The 19,887-nt window shown below is 47.1% G+C and carries 12 protein-coding genes; 4 read left to right on the top strand and 8 right to left on the bottom strand.

Annotated features, from left to right (window positions below; all coding sequences use genetic code 11):
- Window positions 1–109 precede the first annotated feature (109 nt).
- From NLX82_RS05950 to NLX82_RS05965, 4 genes are all read right to left on the bottom strand, one after another.
- A complete protein-coding gene (locus NLX82_RS05950) occupies window positions 110–5,614 on the bottom strand; it encodes a S8 family serine peptidase (RefSeq protein ID WP_069080314.1) in 5,505 nt (1,834 codons plus the stop codon).
- A gap of 569 nt (window positions 5,615–6,183) precedes the next feature.
- Entirely contained in the window at window positions 6,184–7,809 is a 1,626-nt protein-coding gene (locus NLX82_RS05955; RefSeq protein ID WP_028542492.1) for a S8 family serine peptidase, read from the bottom strand.
- Between the two features lie 518 nt (window positions 7,810–8,327).
- Window positions 8,328–10,109, bottom strand: a complete 1,782-nt coding sequence (locus NLX82_RS05960; RefSeq protein ID WP_023989820.1) for a SulP family inorganic anion transporter — start codon at window positions 10,107–10,109, stop codon at window positions 8,328–8,330.
- Window positions 10,110–10,138: 29 nt separating this feature from the next.
- Complete coding sequence (locus tag NLX82_RS05965; RefSeq protein ID WP_013311437.1) at window positions 10,139–10,468, bottom strand: ArsR/SmtB family transcription factor; 330 nt, start codon at window positions 10,466–10,468, stop codon at window positions 10,139–10,141.
- A gap of 546 nt (window positions 10,469–11,014) precedes the next feature.
- On the opposite strand from NLX82_RS05965, the gene NLX82_RS05970 reads away from it, so the two are divergent.
- The 3 genes from NLX82_RS05970 to NLX82_RS05980 all read left to right on the top strand — a co-directional run bounded on the left by NLX82_RS05970 (window position 11,015) and on the right by NLX82_RS05980 (window position 15,170).
- Window positions 11,015–12,472, top strand: a complete 1,458-nt coding sequence (locus NLX82_RS05970) for an RtcB family protein (protein ID WP_023989821.1) — start codon at window positions 11,015–11,017, stop codon at window positions 12,470–12,472.
- 1 nt (window position 12,473) lies between these two features.
- Window positions 12,474–13,754, top strand: a complete 1,281-nt coding sequence (locus NLX82_RS05975; RefSeq protein WP_023989822.1) for an AAA family ATPase — start codon at window positions 12,474–12,476, stop codon at window positions 13,752–13,754.
- 261 nt (window positions 13,755–14,015) lie between these two features.
- Window positions 14,016–15,170, top strand: coding sequence for an MFS transporter (locus tag NLX82_RS05980; protein WP_034095079.1), 1,155 nt, complete (start codon window positions 14,016–14,018; stop codon window positions 15,168–15,170).
- Window positions 15,171–15,289: 119 nt separating this feature from the next.
- Here the strand turns inward: NLX82_RS05980 and NLX82_RS05985 are convergent, their stop codons facing one another.
- The 3 genes from NLX82_RS05985 to NLX82_RS05995 form a co-directional block, all read right to left on the bottom strand.
- Window positions 15,290–16,042, bottom strand: a complete 753-nt coding sequence (locus tag NLX82_RS05985) for an amino acid ABC transporter ATP-binding protein (protein WP_068942063.1) — start codon at window positions 16,040–16,042, stop codon at window positions 15,290–15,292.
- A 14-nt stretch (window positions 16,043–16,056) separates the two neighbouring features.
- Entirely contained in the window at window positions 16,057–16,725 is a 669-nt protein-coding gene (locus NLX82_RS05990) for an amino acid ABC transporter permease (RefSeq protein WP_028542488.1), read from the bottom strand.
- A gap of 72 nt (window positions 16,726–16,797) precedes the next feature.
- A complete protein-coding gene (locus tag NLX82_RS05995) occupies window positions 16,798–17,649 on the bottom strand; it encodes an amino acid ABC transporter substrate-binding protein (protein WP_023989826.1) in 852 nt (283 codons plus the stop codon).
- Between the two features lie 278 nt (window positions 17,650–17,927).
- Here NLX82_RS05995 and NLX82_RS06000 point away from each other — a divergent pair, with 278 nt between their 5' ends.
- Entirely contained in the window at window positions 17,928–19,229 is a 1,302-nt protein-coding gene (locus NLX82_RS06000; protein WP_254347610.1) for an MFS transporter, read from the top strand.
- Between the two features lie 129 nt (window positions 19,230–19,358).
- On the opposite strand, the gene NLX82_RS06005 is transcribed toward NLX82_RS06000, so the two are convergent.
- Window positions 19,359–19,616, bottom strand: coding sequence for a GlsB/YeaQ/YmgE family stress response membrane protein (locus NLX82_RS06005; protein ID WP_023989828.1), 258 nt, complete (start codon window positions 19,614–19,616; stop codon window positions 19,359–19,361).
- Window positions 19,617–19,887: the final 271 nt, after the last annotated feature.

The following is a 19,887-nucleotide window of genomic DNA, read 5'->3' on the forward strand; positions in this document are numbered from 1 at the left end:
TTGAACGGTTCGACAATTTAAAAATGGCCCACAGCAGCCTCTATAAACCGTGGCTTGCTGTGGGCCTTCATTGTTATTCTAAAAGAAGCATTTCCTTTCCTACTGGCTGTTAACGGATCGTGATCGTATGCACAGTCTTACCACTTGCGCCGTCATTATCCGTCACCGTTAGCTCTACGGTATACGTTCCAGCTGTGGTGAATTTATGTTTCACCTTGGAACCGACCGCCGTATCGCCATCGCCAAAATTCCAGCTGTAACTAACGATCTCACCGTCTACATCACGGGAAGCTTTGGCGTTAAATTGTACATTTTTGTTCTTCTTAGCTGATTCATTAGCCTGAATAATGGCTACCGGCTTCTCATTGGATGGATTCGGATCAGGGTTCTGTCCTCCACCATTGGCTACATACAATCTTCCCGGTGCCTCCGTCTCCACTTCATTTCCCGCTGCATCCCTTACCCGGATCACGATGACTCCGCCTTCCAGATTCAGAGAAGATGAAGTGAAATAAGTACCTTCATAGTGGCCTGACGAAGTTTCATTTAATGGAATATCGTTGCGGCCCAAAGTGGACAGGTTGAAAGGCAGCTCCACATGGAAGGACGCCTCCAAACCGGATGCACTGTCAAAGGATACTCGTACCGGCTGCCCTGGAGTAATACGCACATCCTCAGCAGGGCTAATGTTTTCAAGCTTCGGCAGAGCTGTATCGACATACACCGAGCGCGTAACACTTGTTTCGTTTTCGGCAAGATCCTTGGCCGTCACCGTAATTTGATTTTCACCTTCGTTGATAAGCAACCGCTTGTTAAAGCTGCCGTCACTTCCAAATTCAGCGGGCTCACCATTAATCGTCAATTCGGTGAGGAACTCGTCATACACGGTACCGACTACACTGACTACACCCGCGTTTGTACGGGCCCCTTCATCAGGTGAAGTCAGGATCAGACCCGGTTTAGTCTGATCGAGTGTCACAACCACCGTTTCGGAACGATCCGTTAATTTGCCGTATACCGCTGCTTGAACACTTAGCGGATTAGCTCCTGGTTGAAGATCAACCGACAAACTGAAGTGGCGATCCTTCACTTTCGTTGTGCCAGCCAGCTCCTTACCGTTAAAGAGCTGAATATCGGCTCCTTCTGCCGGGGAAGTTCCTGTTACGGTAATCGACTCTTCCTGCGTATACGTAGCCTTCGTAGGAGTCGTAATCGTTGGAGCATTCACCGGATATCTGACGATAGCCCGGATCATGTAATTCCCTTCCTCCTCAGGTGATTGGCTCCATGCGCCGCTTACACCTTGCCAGCTGCGAAGTGCATTCGGGCCACTCTCATCTGTAGCAAGACCCGGCGACTGTGTGCCTACAGCAGACTGTGTATATACGATGTAGAAGTCACCTTGAACCGTCACCGGCTCTGGAAGCTGCACCGTCGTCCATTGTGACTCGTCCCGCACGGCAGTCCCGTCGAATGGACCAGCCAATAATCGTCCAGGCGCTCCTGCCGCACCGGAGGCGTCATAGACAGAATATTGGAATGCCGTTCCTCCCGGATTCGGGAAGGCAGAGTTCCAGAACAAAAGCGATGCTCCTGTCACTTGAGCCACTTCCGACTCAGGCGTCATTCTGACTGCCCATGAATTGCCTGCCGCGTTAAAGGCTCTGGCATTTTCTCCTGTCCCGTCATCGTAGGCGATGCCTCCCTGGAACCCGATGAAAGGTTTCAACGTGACATTCGCTTCCACGCTACCATTCGGAGGAGCAATAACGGATACACTGTCGCTATAATAATTCTCAGCTGAAATGGACAATGTGTATGTTCCTTCCAGCACGTCCAGCGTAAATTCTCCAGCCTCATTCGTCTCTACCGGAGCAATACGTGCATCCTCCAGCACCAACACTTTCGCTTTTTGGATCGGTTCACCGGATTGCTTGTCGGTAATGACCCCGTGAATCGTACCGTGAGGTATGGCCTGAAGGCTAAAGTTTGCTCTAATGACTTTGTTATTCTCAATCGTGACTGCTTTCGTTTGAGGCACATAACCATAGGCTTCAGCCTTCAGCGTATAGTCGCCTGCTACATGGGTGAAGCTGTATTTGCCCGTGGTCGGATCCGTTTTCACCGAACGTCCGGTTTCCAATACCGTAACCGTAGCGCTGGCTGGAAGACTGTCGAGCCCGACACGTCCACTCTCCACCGTTGTTTCTGCCGGCTTCACTTTCTCCTGGAATTCACTCTTTTCAGTGCTTGTAATTTTGTACAGTGGGAATTGTTCTTCCGCTTTTTCCAGCTTGGTATTCGACTCAGGTACAATGTCCTTGGTCACTGTCGCAGCTGGAATGCCCAACACACGGAAATCGTCAATGTACCAGCCGTTCTTGTTCACACTGTTATCCGATTTCAAACGGAAGCGAATTTGGATCTCATTGCCGGTGTAGCTATCCAGATTGTAATAAACCGGAGTCCACTTTTTCCCATTCGTATTGTGAGAGAACTTGCCCAGCTCGCTCCACGTGTCGCCATTGTTTTTGGACACTTCCACATAACCGTAATCATAGCCGGCCTCAATTTCAAACCAGTGATTGAAGGTCAGTGTTGCATTGCGTACAGCCTGTAAATTAATTTTTGGAGAAACCAGCGAAAATTCAGCTCCGTTCTCATAATTGCTATCAAGATCGGTTGCCCACACATTTGGTCTGGACACTGCGCTTTCTGGTCCTACTTCCTTCGGAATGCCACGTTCCCACTCATCCTTGGTACCGGAATGAGTCCAGCCATTATCCGAGCTGCCGTCAAAATGATCGCTATACAGCGTATCCGGCACGTCTACTCTCAGAGAAGCCTCATTCGACTTGATTCCTTCATTGCCACTATAATCCTCAGCCGCCACTGCATAATGATAGGTCGCTCCACCGACCGTGATGGTATCTGTGAGTGTCAGTGCTGAGGTTGTACCGATGGAAGTATAATTTTTGCCTGATTGGGTAGAACGATACACCTTGTACTGCTTCACATCTTCATCGGAGGAAGCATTCCAGGCCAGTGTGACGTTGCCCACAGTATCGGCTTCAGCAGTCAAATTGCTCGGCGCAGCAGGTGCAACGGTGTCTGGCTCCTGAATTGACAGATCGTCAATATACCAGCCATCTTTCACAACCGTATTGTCACTCGTAAAGTTGAAGAGGAGGTATACCTTTTGACCCGCGAATGCCCGCAAATCAAGATATTGTGTTTTCCAGCCGTTGCTGGTGCCAGTAAACGATAATACCTGCTCAAACGCATTCTGATTGTTTGTGGTTGCTACGTATACTTTGCCGAAATCAGAATTGTTTTCAAGATCGTACCAATGCTTGAAGCTGACCAGTGCCCCTTTTGAGCTCTCGGTCAGATCAATCGGAGGGGCCATAAAATAACTGTTGGAGTTGGCCTGATATTGGCCTTCGAGATTAGTCGCGATGACCTTTGTACCCGAATTTGCGCTTTTAGGGCCGCTTGTCGGAGTTCCCCATTTCCAAACACTGCCCTGTCCACCGATATTAATACCGGCAATGTCTTTTTCAAAGTCTTGTGTGTAACCTGGTTTTACGCCTTTGGAGATTTTAACCTTGTATACTTCAGTTTCAAATCCGTTATTACCGTAATCATTTACACGAATATAGTATTCCAGACCAGCGCTGTCCACCAAAAAAGTCGGGATGGACGCTTGATATGTACCATCTTTGCTGTCGCCGGAGGTCCGTTCCAACGGAATATATACATAGTTTGACGTACCTGCTGTTTTGGCAAATGCCTCAACGGCCGTCACGCCGACATCATCCGTTACATGAGCAGTCAGAGGTATATCAATACCCTCGAATGCCGCTGCGGGCGGTGTATGCTCGAGAACAGGTGCTTCCAGATCGTCGCCACCCGTTACAACTTTACCAGACACGGAGCCCAGACCTTGCATGACCGAACCGACTGCATCCAGCGCATTAATGACACCATGTCCGTAGCCATTGTTTGGCGAAGTAGGATATGTGCTGTCCGTGCGCGGTGTAGCTGTGTTCATCAAAATTTCCTCAAGCTGGTCTACGGTAAGAGAATGATTCGCTTGCAGCAACAGAGCTGCAAGGGCCGCAACATGAGGTCCGGCCATAGAAGTACCGTTATATCCGCCTTTATAGCCGCCACCAGCGACAGATGACCGGATATTAACACCCGGTGCGGAAACTTCGGGCTTCACCTCACCATAAGGTGATGGTCCTAACAAGGAGAAGCTGGCTAGATTATCATTGATATCGGTGGCTCCAGTAGCGAAGGATTCCGGATAGTTCGCCGGATTGGCTACCGAAGCAGGTCCGCCCGGATTGGAAAGAGAGGTATTACCTGCAGAGAATTCAGGGAAGATTTGAGCATCCCGCCATGCCTGAACCACAGGCCGGAACCATTCATCAAGACCCGGTCCGCCTCCCCACGAGTTGTTCACTACGTCTGGAGCAAGCTCGGGATGAAGATTCCCTTGGGCATCTTTTGGCGCAAGCAGCCATTGACCGCCATCCAGTATAATCGCATCCGTCGTTTCCGGATTAAAAATCCGAACCGCAATCCACTTCGCACCAGGTGCAACGCCAACTCGGTTCGTTCCGTTTTCCTCAGAGCCGACCATCGTGCCCATCGTATGTGTACCATGGGAATCGTCTTCCTGATCGACCGGAAGCGTCGCATGACTATGCGGATCGTACCAGCTCAGTTCGGGATTCACGACATTGCCTGCCGCGTCCAGCCCCCGCCATTTGCGATGAAGGGCCGGATGTGTATAATCTACACCTGTATCCAGATTGGCAACCACGATTCCGGTTCCGTCAATTCCCTTTTCCCACACTTGTGGTGCGTTAATATGGGATATGTTCCATTCCACCGTAGATGGGTCTACAGCGTTCTTACCTGCATTGCCAGGCTTAGCCGATGTTTTGCCATCGTCCTTCTCCAGCTCTACAGCTTTCTCTACCGTCGTAGACTTCGCTGCGGCTGCTGTCACTGTTTCAGCTGTTTCAGCCGTTTTGGCATTTGCTCCTGCTTGCTTGTCAACCGTCACCTTTTGCAGATAACGCGTTTCATTCGGCAAGACTTTATCGACCTCAGGCAGCTGCGAAATATGATCCAGCACCTCCTTGGTGCTTGTTACAGCCAATGCATTGACAATAAAAAAGCTTTTATATTCCTTCACTCCGCCGCTCTCTGATTGCTTATCCAAATAATTTTCAAGCCCATATTGGGTTCTTGAAGCCGTTTCACGCAGAGAACTGATCACATGGCTGCGTGCAGCCATTTTGGCAGCGGAAGGTGTTATTTTCTCAAGTGAGGCCTTTTGAAGAGCATTTTTGGAAACCTTGTTGGTGTCTACCTGTTCTTTTAATTTGACCAGATAGGTAACATAGTTATTCTCCTCAAACTGTTTGGTCAGTTTCGGGGATACCTTCGCGGTCGTGACCTTATGCGAGGCGGATTTCAGCTCCAGCTTGGAGCCATCTGGTGTGTTATTCGCCAAAGCGGGTTGAACAAAGGAAAAGGCCATTAGCAAAGATAGTCCAATAGATAGTGGTTTCTTGAATCGTTTAGGTTTAATCAATTACTTCTCCACTCCTTTTACTAGGTTTAATGTTTCTGGAATAACCTGTACAGAGTAAGACCTCATACCTAGCACATCAAACACACGGGTTGCACAACACGATGTGGTTGGCGACCACCTCCTTCATAGAATATAGAGGCACAAAAATATTTGGCTGTTCGTAGGTAGTAGTACTTCATAGGTGAGTTTACGATCCAAATAGCAAGCGATGAAATTCAGTAGAAACCAAGGAGAAAAAGCAGGAGAACTTCGAAGAAAAGACATGTTATATCATTACATTTTATATTAAAAATTGATATATAATCATATATTATGGAATAGTATAAAGTTATCAAAACAGATATACAAGTCATTTTTTTGCATTTTTCTTGAAATTCTATGACTTTTATATTCTTTTATGTACGAAAACCCCTTTTTTACGGCTACGTAAATAGTGCATTACACGGTTAACAGGTGTATGCAATCTCTGTACGAGCCGCTCAAAGGGATTTTCGGGGGTCTTTCTTAATCCTGTCTTTCGCTCTATATCTTGTTCATTGGAAGTCGCTTATAGGATTTTTGCAAAATCCTCACTTAAGTACGGAGTTCACCGCAGCAAGCGCGTCGATCAGACCATATCCGTAACCATTGTTCGGTGAAGTCCGATACTGGCTATCTGTCAGCGGCGTCGCTGTTTTTGAAATAACATCCTCCAGTTGATCCACAGTCAAAGATGGTTTGGCCTGAAGCAGTAATGCTGCTAATCCAGCAGTATGCGGGCCTGCCATAGAAGTACCGTTCCATCCCCCCTCATACACTCCGCCCGGTACAGAAGAACGGATGTTCACACCAGGAGCCGAAATTTCAGGCTTCACTTCGCCATAAGGAGAAGGACCGCGCAGCGAGAAGCTGGCCAGCTTGTTGTTAACGTCCGTGGCTCCTGTCGCATAAGCTTCCGGTAGATTCGCCGGATTGGCTACAGACCCAGGTCCGCCCGGATTGGACAGTGTTGTGTTGCCTGCGGAGAACTCAGGGAAAATCTGAGCCGCTCTCCACGCCTTGGTGACTGGACGATACCATTCATCCAGGCCAGGTCCACCGCCCCAAGAGTTATTCACCACATCCGGTGCAAGCTCAGGGTGCTTTTTACCGTTTTTATCTACAGGAGCAAGAATCCACTGTCCACCGTCCAGTAAGATGGAGTCGGTGGTATCTGGATTGAATACTCGAACCGCAATCCATTTGGCGCCGGGAGCAACACCGATTTCATTCGTACCGTTGCTGTCCGAGCCAACGCTCGTCCCCATCGTATGTGTACCATGTCCATTTGAATCAGTTGGCAGCGATGCTCCATTAACCGCATCATACCAGCTCAGTTCTGGATTAACGACCTGGCCGGAAGCGTTCAGACCACGCCATTTTCTTTTCAGTGCCGGGTGAGTATATTCAACGCCTGTATCCAGATTGGCGACAACAATGCCTTTGCCGTCAATGCCTTTGGCCCAAACCTGTGGTGCTTTGATTTTAGAAATATTCCACTCGACACGGCTTGGCGTTACCGCATCCTTATACACGGATTCTTCCACCGATTTTTGCGCATTCTCTTCCGTCACAGCCGTATCTACAGCGGCTTGATCTGCAACCGCTTGGTCAGCTGTAGATTCCTCAACTACGGGCTGGGCATCCTTATCTATTTCTACCTTTTGCAGTTCCCGCTTTTCATCCGGTAAAATTTTGTCGATCTCAGGAAGTGTGGCGAGATTATCCATGACCTCTTTGGTGCTGGTTACCGCAAATGCGTTCACGATAAAGTAACTCTTGTATTTTTTGACGTTTCCGTTATTGACTTCCTTCTTTAAGTATTCTTCCACGGATTGTTGCGTTTTTTCTGCTGTATCCATGAGAGAGTTCACAACCGTTGTACGTACAGAAAGCTTAGCAGCAGCCGGTGAAATTTGCTCTGCAGAGGCCTTTTGGAAAGCATGCTTGGCAACTGACTCCGTATCCACCTGATCCTTCAATTTAACCAGATAGGTGACATACTCACTGGAACTGAATTGTTGGTTCAGCTTGGCTGAAACCTTGGCGGAAATGGTTGATCCTCCTGCTGAGGTGGTTGTGCTGGAATCTCCATATACCGGAGAAATTAGAGAAAAAGCAAGAAGAGCGGTAAAACTGACCGACAGCGTCTTTTTGATATTTTTCGACTTAATCAATACTTTCCATCTCCCTTTACTTGGTTTTTTAATTCTCAAGGACAGCCTCCGAGTAGCTACGTCAAAAGCTCACAAAATAGCCTCTGGTACTCACCTCCTTTAAAAAATATAGATTCCGCTGGGGTGAAATCCATAGGTCATCATTCTGAGGTGAATAACCCTTGGTGCAGACCGCAAAGAACGAGCATCGGGTAGGAACAGGTGGACAAGTTTGAAAATAGTAAGTGAAAAAAATGAAGAAAAAGGTAGGGTAAGAAACTAGAAGTGATCGAGGAGATTGATAAGCAAGTATTAAAATACAATTTAAAACAAAAGAATGAAACATATGGTATCTTTTGAATCTAGTATAGTGTCATAAAATCAGATATTCAAGCATTTTTTTGAATTTTATTCCTTTTTTTTCTTTAAGAAGAGAAAAATCTCTTCCATTTTCGAAGCAAATGCAAGTCTTCATTGTGCACTTGGTTTCGGAGATTAGAAGAGATTTTTCGGCATTCAGCAACAAATTTAAAAGAGTGTTATCTGCCGCTATTTACTGGTAAGGGAACCGAAATGGCTCCGTCTGGAAAGGAAGATTTGGTTTGCTGCGATCTGCGGCACAGACTCGTACATTCTCGGAAAGCCATTTGCCTGCATCCACAGCAATGATCCTGATTCACCAGCGCAAGGGCAGCCGTAAGGGCCTCTCCTGTATGTTCGAAAAAATGCTTTTGTCCAATCATGTCGTAGCATCCGGTCTTCTGTAGTAATGCCAGCGGTTGAGGCTGGAGTCCGGAAACAAGCACCGTCCCGCCAGACTTCCGGTATTTCTGAATTAATGCGGTAAAGTTACCTTCTCCCGTCATATCCATAAAAGGGACCTTTCCCATACGCAACAACAAAATCCCTTGTAGGTGGTCAGTCTGACCTCCCACACCTGAGTTTTCCAATACCGAGGCTGCACCGAAAAATAGAGGGCCTTCCACATTGTAAATAGCCACCTGCGGGCAATCATGCTGATCTGTGACCATATGCGCGCCTACTTTTTCATGTTTTACAGAAGGATCAGGAAGTACCTTGTCTACTGAAAGTGTATTGCTCATACGTTTAACAAACAATACAACCGCCAGAATTAAACCCACCTCCACAGCCGTTGTCAGCGTCGTAAAAACCGTCAGCAAAAAGGTGACAACCAGCACAATAGAATCCGCTGTCCGCGTTTTGAGAATGTGCGCAAAATGCTTGCGCTCACTCATATTCCACGCTACTACCATCAACACCGGAGCCATACTGGCCAACGGAATGTTAGATGCGTAAGGTGCAAAAAGCACCAGAATGAGGAGCACCACGAACCCATGTACGATGCCTGACATAGGAGAAACAGCACCGTTACGGATATTTGTGGCGGTGCGGGCAATTGCACCTGTCGCAGGAATACCGCCGAACAGCGGTGTCAGCAAATTAGCAATCCCTTGTCCAACCAGTTCACGATTGCTGTTATGCCGAGCTCCCGTCATACCGTCAGCTACCACCGCTGAAAGCAGAGATTCAATAGCTCCCAGCATTGCAATAACAAGTGCTGGCGGCAAGAGTTTCACGATCAAGTCCCACGTCATCACAGGAATATGTAGCTCAGGTAAAGATGCTGGAATTGCGCCGTACGCAGATCCAATGGTAGCCACCTGCCCTGGAAAAAGTAAAGCTGCCACCAGCGTTGACAAGAGTAGGCCAACCAGTGAGCCGGGTATCTTGGGCCATTTTTTAGGCACCAAAATAAGCGCGGCAAGACAGATACAAGCCGTCAGGATACTATATACATTCAGTGAAGGAAGTCGATGGATGAGCTCTGCCATGGAAGGCAGAAAAGTTTCATGCCGCTCTACCCCGCGCAAGCCGAGAAAGTTAGCAATCTGACCGCTGAATATTGTCACGGCAATTCCGGCCGTAAAGCCAATTGTTACTGGCTTGGGAATAAACTTAATCAGTGCCCCCAGCCTTAGCACACCCATTAAAATGAGCATAATGCCCGCCATAAAACCGGCTATGAGTAGGTTCTCATAACCGTATTGCATGACAATAGCCAGCAAAATCGGAATAAATGCACCAGTAGGTCCTCCGATCTGGAATTTGGACCCTCCCAGCAGCGAAACCAAAATCCCCGCAACAATGGTCGTATACAGCCCATATTCCGGCTTTACTCCTGATGCAATGGCAAACGCCATACCGAGCGGAATCGCCACAATTGCTACAATACTTCCGGAAATTAGATCCTTTCGCAAAGCCCCTGCGTTATAGCCTTCGAACCTTCCTATCCACTTCATTCCTATAACCCTTCTTTTCTGTAATAGCATTACTTCTCGTTACGTATACCTTCCAGCAACGAGATAGCTTCGACCAAATGATTGTCAAAAATCCGCCGCGCCACCGCAAGCAGCTCCGTCAAAAGCGGATCACGTAGTGAATATACAACCGATGTACCTTCCTTGAAGCTGTTCACCAAATTTTTGGCCCGTAAAACGGCCAATTGCTGCGATACGGCAGAACCTTCGGAACCGAGCGCAGTCTGCAGCTCGTTCACATTCCGTTCTCCTTCACTCAGCACCTCCAAAATGCGGATGCGCAGAGGGTGAGCCAATGCTTTGAAAAAGTCGGCCTTAAATTTCTGGAGATCTCCTTCCATGCCTGCTCCGTCCCCCTCACAGAATTGTCCTATAAACGATCAACAATATCTGAATATTTGAATATTCAGTACAATAACAGCTTTGGGCCAATTGAACTATGATGTTACTCACACTTCACCATGAGTAAAGTCACATTCTCCCACACTTCTACCTTTCAGGGGTTGACAGCTTCCACAGGTTTCCATTAACATAGCAATTAACTTTAAGAAAAGGGGGCCGATAGACATGACCGAGCTTTACATGATAACGACAGACAGGCAGCATGATACAACCACATATTTGAGTTTTCGTCTCATCGGCCCCGTTCGGGCGACATGATGGGTGATATCACGCTGTCTGACGGCGTGATTAGCCAGGCTTTTTTATTTTTTTATGCTATTGGAAGAACAGGTTATTTTACGTATTTATGATGTGTTGATCATAAAATGTAATGACACTTTCGGTGCAGGAAGCCGTAGACGACAAGTCTGCGGTTTTTTTTGTTTTTTAAATCTTTTTATGCAAGTATTTATGAATTTACATGAAGAAGGGAACTCCCCATTTATATGAATATACAACATACAACCAACTCGTCCTTGCATGAAGGACCATACAGCCATCTGATGAAGCTTCCGGCAGGTGATCTAACCGTATATGCTTCTCAGCAACTTTTCTCCTCACTGGATTACAAGGTGTTCGAGATGGCTAATAACAATTTACAAATTCCTGGTATCCGCTATATGGGATACACACCAGATGTACATGTAGGCGTCGGAACCTGCATCGGTACGACTGCTGTATGGGGAATGGAGGACGGCTATGTATCTCCCTCCATCGTTGGCAGTGATATTGGTTGCGGCATGCGCGTACACCTGACCAATTTGCACAAGGATGCTTTGAAGGAAACCAAGCTGCGCCGCAAGCTGGTCAAAACCATCGACAAATACTTGCCCATGGAAGCCCACCAGCGCGGGTATTATTCGGATATCCGACTGGAGCATATTGTACGCAAGGGTCTACACGGCTTACCCAACAAATATATTCCGGACAGCTACACTCCTAAGAAATCCACCTCACTCACCCATGTAGAGCACAGTAAGTTCTCCTTTGACGAGGAGGTGCTGAATCTTGTCGAAGACCGTACATGGCATCGGGCTCACCGACAGCTCGGCACACTGGGTGGAGGCAATCATTTCGTCGAAATTCAGGCGATTGAAATCGCGGAGGAAAACCGCGAAACAGCTGAAGCGTGGGGTATGTTCGACGGTCAGGTGGCTGTGATGATTCATTCTGGATCGCGGGCTTGGGGTGGAGCAGTCAGCCAGGCCAGTTCATCTGCTATTGCCAAGACGATGAGCCGTCTCGGACTCGGCACCTCTGACCCGAGACTGGTATTCGCACCGCTGGACCATCCCGAGGCTGCACATTATGTCGATATGATGTATTCGGCGCTGAATTATGCCGTGGTGAACCGACATCTCATCGCATACTCGGTGCGTGAAGCCTTCCGCGATGTCTTTGGTACAAAGTGCGAGTTGCGTACTTTGTACGATCTAATGCACAATTATGCTTGGGAGGAATCCCATCCGGATCACGGCAGCGTGTTTGTGCATCGTAAAGGTGCTACGCGTGCTCTTCCAGCAGGACACCCTGACAATCCGCGGCCTTATCAGGCGACAGGGCATCCGGCCCTGATCCCCGGCTCTATGGGGACAGCCTCTTATATTATGGTAGGTTTACCGGGCGGTCAGGATAACTTCCACTCCATTTGTCATGGAGCAGGCCGTATTCGTTCGCGTTCTGCGACCAAACGACTCGTCAGTGTGGACGATTTTGCAGGGGCCCTGGGTGTAGGGACAGACGACGAAATTGTGGTCAATCAGGCATCACTGGAAAGCATTATCGACGAATCTCCGCAAGCCTACAAAAATGTAGATGATATTATCGAAAGTGTCACCGGGGCAGGACTCGCAGCAGTTGTAGCCAAATGCAAGCCGCTAGCCGCCCTGAAAGGAGCCAAATAATTTGAGTATAGACATCCCAGCTATTTACGAATTTGATGAACGTACAGATGGGCGCATTACCGGTTATGCCGCTTATGCCCGTCTGATCGACGGTATCAGTGAAGCACTCTATAACCGCTACGGCGTAAAATACGTGCTGTATGCCAGCGATGATCCCAATATTGAGTATTGGGATTTACTGGAGGAGGACATTCGTGCAGGCAGTCCCGATCTGGAGCATGTAGCACGGGTCTTCGATCGTCTGGAGGAACGCACCATCCAGTATGACGATGACGGGCCGACTCCTGAATATGGCGTGCATCTGTCGATGCGTAATAATGTATTCGCCTATCCCAAGTGGGGCATCGCGCTGGCGCGAGTTCCCTTTTTCCGTGAGAATGGCGTGTACAATGAAGATTACGTATTTGCGATAGGCGACCAAGAGCTGCAAGGCTTCCTCGCGGGAGTACGCGGTCGTGAACGTAAGCAGAATATGAAGCGTGTCACCGTTTTTACCGACACAAGCCGTGGACTTTCTCGGCAGGCAGAGCCGATAACCCGCGCAATTACGCGGGATGACGTGATTTTGAAAGCGGAAATCAAACGGGATATTTTCCGATCACTTGATCAGTTTTTTGAAGCGGATCGTACCTTCTATCAGACTTATAACATTCCTTACAAGCGTGGTATTCTGCTATACGGCCATCCGGGCAACGGTAAAACAACACTTGTAAAATCAATTGCCAGCAGTGTACCGGGTCCGGCAGCCTACTGGCAAATTACGGAGTATACAACCAGTGAATCGGTCAAAGAGGTGTTCGAGGCGGCTACTCGCCTGGCTCCGATGGTACTGGTTATTGAGGACATTGATTCCATGCCTCAGGAGGTGCGTTCTTTTTTCCTGAATACCCTCGACGGTGCTACATCCAAGGAGGGCATCTTCCTGATCGGAACGACCAATTATCCCGAAAAAATCGACCCAGGTCTGATGAACCGGGCAGGGCGTTTCGACCGGGCTTATGAAATCAGTTTGCCTGACGAAGCGCTGCGACTGGCGTATCTCAAGCTGCGCAACTTCCTTGTTTTTGCAGGGGAAACAGGTACACAGAAGGCGGCAGCCATGACTGACGGGTTTTCGCTGGCACAGCTCGGAGAACTGTATGTCAGCACTGCTCTGGAGTGGCATGAGCAGGGAAAAGCCGATATTGAACTGATTATCAAAGGTATGCGAGGCGAGCTCGATAAGAGCCGTAAGCAGGACTGGTTAAAAAATGTGGCCGAAGGACGAGTCGGGTTCTTCTGAGTTATCCTTTCATTGCCTTATCAAGAAATTTATGTTACGTTTATAAATAATAAAGTATCGAAAGGGTGACCTTAAGCCAATGATCTACTAATCCTATTCCACCGAAGAAAAAAATCGTAATCTTACGAATTTTCTGGATAGGATTAGTGTAGGCTTTGGGTATTCACGATAAGAGCATTGCTTCTTTGACGGGAGCAGTGTATCTTCTTGTTCGCACGTCTACCTCCTATCCAGAAACCAATGGATAAGGAGGTTTTTTGCATGAAAAGAATACTTGGAATCCTAATGATTAATATCTTCATCGTTATGGTGGGCGTTGGTTTAATTACCCCCATCCTGCCAGAACTGATCATTGAGTTTGGAGCCAGTGGACGGGCGATCGGTTTATTGGTAGCAGCCTATGGCATGACACAATTCCTGCTCTCTCCCCTGACTGGACAGCTGTCTGATCGATATGGGAGAAAGGCATTCATCGTCGTAGGTGTCATTGTTTTTGCTGTGGCTAAATTTATCTTTGCTATTGGAGATGAGCTGTGGATGCTGTATACCTCAAGACTTCTGGAAGGAATGGCAGCAGCCCTGATTGTTCCACCCATGATGGCATATGTAGCGGATATTACAACAACCGAAGAACGCGCCAAAGGAAATAGCCTGCTAGCCGCAGCCATGTCATTCGGATTTGTTATTGGACCTGGACTGGGTGGTCTTCTTGCAGGATATGGAACGAGAGTGCCGCTTTACGCAGCGACAGGTGCTGCTATGGTTGCTGTTATTTTTTCAGTGTTTTGTTTGCCTGAAAGTTTATCGAAAGAGCAAATGAAAGCAGCACGGGCAAGAATGATTCAGAAAGAATCTATTTACAAACAATACGCGAGATCGTTGAAGTCAAAATATACGATGCTCTTTGTACTTGTCCTGGTGATGACCTTTGGACTCGCTAATTTTGAATCTGTTCTTGGTTTATATGTAACGAACCGCTTCCAATTCTCACCTCAAAATATTGCTGTCATTCTGACCGCAGGTGCTGTGATCGGAGTCGGTATGCAAGCATTAGTTGTTGCTAAAATAATCAATAAGTTTGGTGAACAAAGGGTGATCAAAGGATCGCTTCTTTTCACCTCAGTTGCTTATATTTTATTTCTCTTAGCCAAAGATTTTTGGAGTATCTTCCTTGTCACTTCCCTTATTTTCTTTGCCACAGCTATGCTTCGTCCAGCTCTTAATACACAATTATCGAAGATGGCCGGGAATGAGCAAGGATATGTAGCGGGTATGAATAATGCCTATATGAGTGTCGGGAATATTTTAGGCCCTACTCTAGCGGGATTTTTATTTGATGCAAATCTGTTCGCTCCATTCATAGCAGGCTGTTGTATTCTGTTGATTACTTTTTTACTTACATTAAAATTGAAATAAAAGAGGACAACTGATGAGAAAAAGGCAGCTACGGGTGCGAGGCTTATTTTTCAATGCCCGGCTGTAGCTGCCTTTTTATTCAGTCTAAACGCTTATTTTAATAAATACTGTAATTCCCTTTATTCCGCTTCCCCGCTCAGACGATTCAAAAACTGAATAGCCCGTGGACTGGTGGGCTGCTCCAGAACCTCATGCGGCGTACCCTGCTCAACGATTACACCCTGATCCATCAAAATCACATGGTCCGCGACCTCAGCTGCAAATTTCATTTCATGGGTGACAATGACCATGGTCATTCCTTCGGCAGCCAGTTGCTTCATGACCTTAAGCACCTCGCCTACCAACTCGGGGTCAAGCGCAGAGGTCGGCTCGTCAAACAATAGTACCTCAGGTTCGACCGCCATTGCCCGGGCAATACCGACCCGTTGCTGCTGTCCTCCCGATAACTGATGCGGATAAGATTCCGCTTTATCAGCCAACCCCACTTTTTTAAGCAACTCCAATGCACGTTTGCGCGCCTCATCCTTGCTCTTTTTCTGAACCGTGACTTGTCCCTCCATCACATTTTGTACTGCTGTCATATGCGGGAAGAGGTTGTAGGATTGAAATACCATCCCTGTCCGTTTGCGCAGTGCCAAAATGTTTTCTTGCCGGAGCTTCGTCCCTTTCGCAAAATTCAGTGCAATATCCCCTACTTGGATCTCTCCTTGGTCAGGAATTTCCAGCAAATTCAAGCAGCGTAAAAGCGTTGTTTTACCAGAACCTGAAGGACCGATGATAACAAGCACTTTCCCCTTACCCAACGTCACGTCAACACCCTTAAGCACTTCCAGCGAGCCGAACGATTTGTGTATATTCCGAATTTGGATCACCGGTACAATCTCCTTTATCTGACGGAAAAACGGCCTAGTCGCTTCTCCAGGTAATTTTGCAGCACAGTCAAAATGGTGCTAAACAGTAGGTAAATAATCCCCGCCTCGGTATACACCAATAGCGGTTCGTATGTGGTAGCTACAATCTGGTTAGCCGTTCTGAACATTTCCACATAGGTGATGGTCGCAGCCAGTGAGGTATCCTTCACCAAGCTGATGAATGAATTAGCCAACGGAGGTACGGACACACGGGATGCTTGCGGAAGCACGATACGCCGCAATACTTGCCAGCGCGTCATACCCAGAGAGTATCCCGCCTCCCATTGGCCTTCCTGAATGGATATGATAGCCGCACGCATAATTTCAGAGCTATAAGCCCCTACGCTGAGGGTAAAGCCGATCACTGAAGCAATAAACGGGTCCAGTGTAATACCCACGGAAGGTAAACCATAGAAAATAATATACAATTGCACCAGCAAAGGAGTTCCTCGAATCACCCATACATAGAAGCCGAAAATCAGCTTGAGTATTCTCCATTTGGACAGCCGGGCCAACGCTGTAATCAGCGCCAGCACGAGTCCCAGAGCAAAGGAGATAAGCGTGAGCGGAATCGTAAAAGAAACCCCTGCTTTTAGCAGAGGCAATAATGAATCGATAATGATTTGTATTTGACGATCATCCATTGTACAGACATCCTTTGAAAAGATAGGTTTGGGAAGATTCGGTTCGACTTGGCGAACGTTGGTCTTCATTTATTATTTGGATACGTCAGCTCCAAAATATTTCTCGGAAATTTTCAGGTACGTACCATCAGCCTTCATATCAGCCAGCGCTTTGTTTACTTCCTTGATCAAATCTTCGCTGCCTTTATTGAATACAGCTGCGCTGTGTGAAGCATCTGGAGATTCGTCCACCTTTTTGATGGGTGCGTCAGGCTTTTGCTTTTTCAGATCAAGATAGGATAATCCATCATTGACGGTCGCATCCACCCGTTTGGAAGTGAGGAGGTCGATAGCTTGGTTGAATCCCTCTGTTGCCACAATTTCCGCACCGTTGCTTTTCGCGATTTGAGTCAGGTTACTGGTCAGGGACTGCCCAGCCTTTTTTCCTTTTAGATCAGCAAATTTCTGGATGTCTGTATTGTCTTCGCTTACGATCAGAACTGCCTTGGAGACAATGTACGGATCGGAAAAATCATATTTTTGCTTGCGCTCATCTGTAATGGATACTTCATTGAACACCGTGTCAAACCGCTTGGAGTTCAACCCTGCGAATATGCCGTCCCATTGCGTCTCGATAAACTCCGGTTGTACCCCCAGGCGTTTACTCACTTCAGTCGCAATATCGACATCGAAGCCTGTCAGTTTACCAGCAGCATCATGGTAGGTAAACGGAGCATAGGTACCTTCCGTGCCAATTCTTAGCTTGCCGCTCGCTTTTACAGATTCAAGAGTAGCTGTAGCAGTAGTATCTGCTTTTCCATTATTAGATCCGTTATCTCCGGTAGATGCATTATTGGTACTGGCGCCTTTATCGTTGTTACCGCAGGCCGAAACCAGCAATGCCATCACGATGAGTACAATCGGCAAAAAACTAAATTTTTTCATGGTATCCACACTCTTTCCCTTTTTCTTGATAACCTAGCACGCGGCTGGTCATTGAATAGTACATCATTCATTTTCACGCGTCAATGCTTTTATCCAATAATCCCTATGCAAAAGGTAAGTTATATATCTTTGCAGCCTAAAGTTATTCTAGGTTGACTCTTTCATTGGCAGGCTATTCATTACAACTCCCCTCACAGCAACTTTTTCTGTACCCTTACGTTAGAGATTTCGTATAATAGGTTTTAATATGCAGTTTAGAAATATACCGGAGTGTGATCATGGATACCCAAAATTCAACCTTATCCTCTACATCACCTGAAGGAAGTCACTCGGCCTGGGCTACCTTCACTTCACCTTTAAAACAATCCAAAGCGTTCACCTTGTTGTGGCTTGGACATTGGATCGCAATGTTGGGGAGCTCAGTCACCACAGTCATTTTGCCACTGGTTATCTATTCCCTAACAGGCTCGACTACTATCATGGGACTGGGGATGACTGTTTATATGCTGCCTAACGTACTTATTCTGCCTTTCGCAGGAATGATTGTGGACAGAATTGACCGAATTCGTCTCCTTCTGTTTACGAATATCGCCCGGTTTGGACTGATGTTCATTGCGGCGGTGCTGATGTTTACAGACGGGATGAAATTGCCGGTTCTATTCGTTGGCCTAGCGTTGTACGGATTGATGGACGGCATCTTTAATCCTGCTTATTCTGCCTTACGCGCACAGGTGTTCACACCGGACATACGTAATGCAGCTAACGCGCTTAGTCAGATCAGTATACAAGCCGTCCGTCTACTTGGCCCTCCGTTAGGAGGCTTCATTGTATCTTTTTCCTCACCGGGTGTCGGCTTTGGACTGGATTCCATCGCTTATCTGATATCTTTTGCCTGTTTTTGGATGCTGAGCGCTCATTTGGTCTCCATCATCGGCAAAGGTCAGGTAGATCCAGAACAGCAAGATCAGGGTGGACAGCATTTTCTCAAGGATTTTATCGCAGGCTTTATCATTCTCAAAAGCCACCCCTGGCTATGGATTACGATTCTTGCCTTTTCCTTCATTAATATTTGTTATTCAGGCATTATCGCTGTACTCATTCCGTGGCTGTTCAAGGTTCATCATGGCTACAATCCAGTCGTATACGGCATTGCGATGGCAAGTAGCGGCATTGGCGCCATGCTAGGGGCCTTTGTGTATGGATCACGCAAACATTGGAAGCATCGCGGTCTGCTCGCATACTTAGGAGCTTTTGTCAGCGGCCTTGCTTTACTACTGTTGTCTGTAGTCACTTGGATGCCAGGACTGATTATGAGCATGATGCTCGAAGGATTTGGCATTATGATATTTGCGATTATCTGGGAGACAAGCCTTCAGGAATTAGTCCCAGCCGAGTCTTTTGGACGTGTAGCTAGTCTGGATCTAATGTTTTCCTTTGCCCTGCTCCCTGTCGGCTATCTGGCCGTAGGTGCTGTAGCGGATAAGCTTGGTGGTATGTTCACAATTGGCATGTTTGCAACCATCGGCATGTGTATCGTGCTTGGCGTTCTAAGTGTTCCTCATATCAGGCGTTTTCAATAGGAAAAATTCGTCACTTTTCCTCAAAAAAAGCTGCTCCCACAGGTTCATTTTCGAACCTTGCGGAAGCAGCTTCTTTCCATTTTTAGCCTTGTGCCCCATAGGGGCTAGTCTATTCAATAATTCGTAAAGTTACCCTCTACTACGTCCAACGGAACGGAAGATCAAGCTTACAATCACGACCAGCACAATCGCACCAATTAATGCAGGAACGATGTAGAACGATCCGATTTCAGGACCCCAGTTTCCCAGAATCAAGCTACCCAACCATGCGCCGATAAAACCAGCGATGATGTTACCTATCACGCCACCCGGAACATCACGACCTGCAATAATTCCTGCCAACCAACCAATAATACCACCAACAATCAATGCCCATAACCAACTCATTTTGCGTCACCTCGTTTAAGTTTTTATCGTTGTGTTCTATTATTAACCACTCGAACTCCTTTTGAACACACAAAAGACGATTGGTTAATATTACCACAGAACGGAACACTGATTTAGGGACTTGATACCATCTTACGTGCCTCTATGACTATTTATACCCCTTGTGTGAAAAGTGTGTCTCATATGCGTTTATCCTTGTATTCCTGCTTTTTTTGTGCCATCCTCACATTATGGCTTCATTAATGTCACTTCATGCATAAGTTACAAAAAT

The organism is Paenibacillus sp. A3M_27_13 (genome assembly GCF_024213315.1).
Classification (GTDB): domain Bacteria; phylum Bacillota; class Bacilli; order Paenibacillales; family Paenibacillaceae; genus Paenibacillus; species Paenibacillus polymyxa_B.